General features: G+C 45.4%; 1 protein-coding gene and 1 pseudogene. One reads left to right on the forward strand and one right to left on the reverse strand.

Annotated elements, in window-relative coordinates; all coding sequences use genetic code 11:
• Positions 1–300: 300 nt before the first annotated feature.
• Positions 301–2,070, reverse strand: coding sequence for a thiamine pyrophosphate-binding protein (locus tag ACUVXA_RS09985; protein WP_445871111.1), 1,770 nt, complete (start codon positions 2,068–2,070; stop codon positions 301–303).
• A 248-nt stretch (positions 2,071–2,318) separates the two neighbouring features.
• Here ACUVXA_RS09985 and ACUVXA_RS09990 point away from each other — a divergent pair.
• Positions 2,319–2,518, forward strand: a pseudogene (locus tag ACUVXA_RS09990) (hypothetical protein); the annotation flags it as partial.

Raw genomic sequence — 2,518 nt, forward strand, 5'->3', positions numbered from 1 at the left:
TCTTTCCTCTGTTCTGTTCTGTGCTTCTGCAAGTTTGTTCACTGCTGTTGTTAATTTGTCGAATTCTTCTCTTGTCACTTTTATTTCTCTTACTCTGTCATCTACTATTTTGACTATAATGTCGTACAGTTCGGGTGTGATTGAGACCATTTTCTCACCATTTTCTAGTTTAAAATTTAAAGTAACTAATTTAAAGTAATCGGTTTTTGAGAAAGTTTCGATTAGGTGGTGAAGTGGTTTTTAGCGAGTCTAATTAAAAATTAAAGCTAATACTGCCAATTAATTAAAAAAATAAAAAAATTAGTGTGCTGGTGTGACGGCTTCAGGCGGTTTTTCGGGTACCTTTCTCTCGTAGGTGGCGGGATTGTAGGCACTCGCCCAAAGGTAGTCTAGAATTGTTTCAACATCCGGGTCTATGCGCACATCAATGACTGCGGGGATTCCGGAATCGAATGCTCTCTTTAAGGCGGGTTTTATCTCGCTGGGATCTGTGACCAGTTCCCCGTAGCAGTCGAAGGCTTCAGCGTACTTGTCATACTTGGTGTTCGAACTGAGTTTGGACCCCAGCCCGTAAAACTTCGGCCCGTGTGCCAGTCTCTGAATTCTGGCCACCATTCCCCATTGGCAGTCGTTATGGATTACTGTGACGAAGGGGAGGTCGTGTCTTCTTGCAGTGTCTATCTCTTTTCCGTTGAATAGGAAGCTGCCGTCTCCGGTGTAGACTAGGACTTTTTTGTCCGGGTTTGCTGCTTTTGCCGCTATGGCCATGGGTACTCCGCCACCTAGGTGTTGGATGTATAGTCCGCCCGAGAAGTAGAGGTGTTTGGGATAGTAGGCTCTGAGATACATTAATCCCCAGACCGTGGTGTCGCCCCCATCCAGTATTATGATGCCGTCCCTTGGCATGAATTCCCTAATCTCTTTAGCCAGTCTCTGGGGTTTGATTGGGATGTCGTCGCTGGAACCTTCTTGAGCCATTCTTTCCTCAAATTTCTGTTTCTCCACCCGCATGTTTTTAACCCAGTCAGACTCTGGCCTTGGTTCCTTAAGAATTTCTTTAGCCTGCATGTAGAATTGGGATAGCACTGCCTTGGCGTCTCCCACGATTCCAATTTCAACAGGCCTATTTCTTCCTATCTCCTCCGCAAATATATCCACCTGTACTATTTTTACGTCTGGTGCGAAGAACGGCGGGTGTCCGTAGCCAAAGAGATCAGTGTATCTTAAACCCACTACTAGCGCCACATCTGCAACCGGAAGCATTGCCTGCCCCGCTCCCTCCATAACACTTGCCAAACCAAAACACAAAGGATGATCATCTGGAACCAGTCCCTGCCCCCAACCCCAGGTGCCCACTGGAATCCTGGTTAACTCCACAAACTTTCTCGCCTCCTCACCCGCATTCGCAAAACCGGCTCCACTACCCAAAATAATCAGAGGTCTTTTAGCGTTCAAAAGAAGATTCAAAGCCCGCTTAACGGCATCCGGATCCCCATGGGGACGAATAAGGGTTCTGTTCTGCTCCATAGGATAGAAACAGTTCTGCACACACTCTAAACGGTCATCACACTCCTTAACCATCACATCCACCGGAATATTCAGTAAAACCGGGCCCGGTCTACCACCCGCAGCAATTCTGAAACACATATTAATGTACTCGGGCAACCTTGCAGTTTCGTAGCAGAAACCACTCCACTTCGTAAATGAGCAGAACATTTTCGCAGCATCGAATTCATTCACCGTACACTTTTCAACATTCATCATAGCAGGATGCGTAGCCAGAGCCACAACCGGAATACACTCCTGATAAGCCACCGTAATCGACGGGGCAAGATCAGTAACCCCCGGACCAGACTGGACCAAACACACACCCACCTCACCTGTTGCTATAGACCAGCCCTGAGCTGCATGACCCGTGGCCTGCTCGTGTCTAAAATCAATCAGTCTAATACCAGCATCTTCGCAATAGTTGTAAATTAGGTCATCGTCGCCGCAGAGAGTGAAAATAACCTTCACATTCTCGTTCTGAAGAGCCCTAACAATGAGTTGAGCCCCATTAACAACAACCATATGGAATTACTCCCTCCATGTTTCTTTTTAAAAAACTAATTTCATTTCGGAAGTATTTAAATCTATATTTTATACACAAAAGAAATTGGGTTAATTTAAAATAAGAAAAAAGAATGGAAGTAATAAATCGAGAAGGCGCCTTAAGTATGTGGGTTGCTGGGATAGTTCGAAAAGAATACATGCACTCGAAACCATCCCTAATAAATCAAAAATATTATTTATAAAGCTAATGATTGGATTTGATTATTATGACCACAAAAGCTACAACCACTCTGGAGAGCGAGATTGAAAAGTTTCTGCGTGAGCGGGGCGCAATACGGGTGGGTTATGCTACTTTGGATACCTTGGCTGGTGGACCGCCGAGTGTGGATCTAAGCTATGTGCTTCCGGAGGCACGCTCAGCTATCAGTTTTGCCCTACCTTTTGATCGCGTTAAGATTCGTGATTT

It is taken from the genome of Candidatus Jordarchaeum sp. (assembly GCF_052745115.1).

Excerpts from the sequence above, each read along its gene's own strand:
- ACUVXA_RS09985 (WP_445871111.1), bottom strand. The coding sequence starts at position 2,070 with ATGGTTGTTGTTAATGGGGCTCAACTCATTGTTAGGGCTCTTCAGAAC.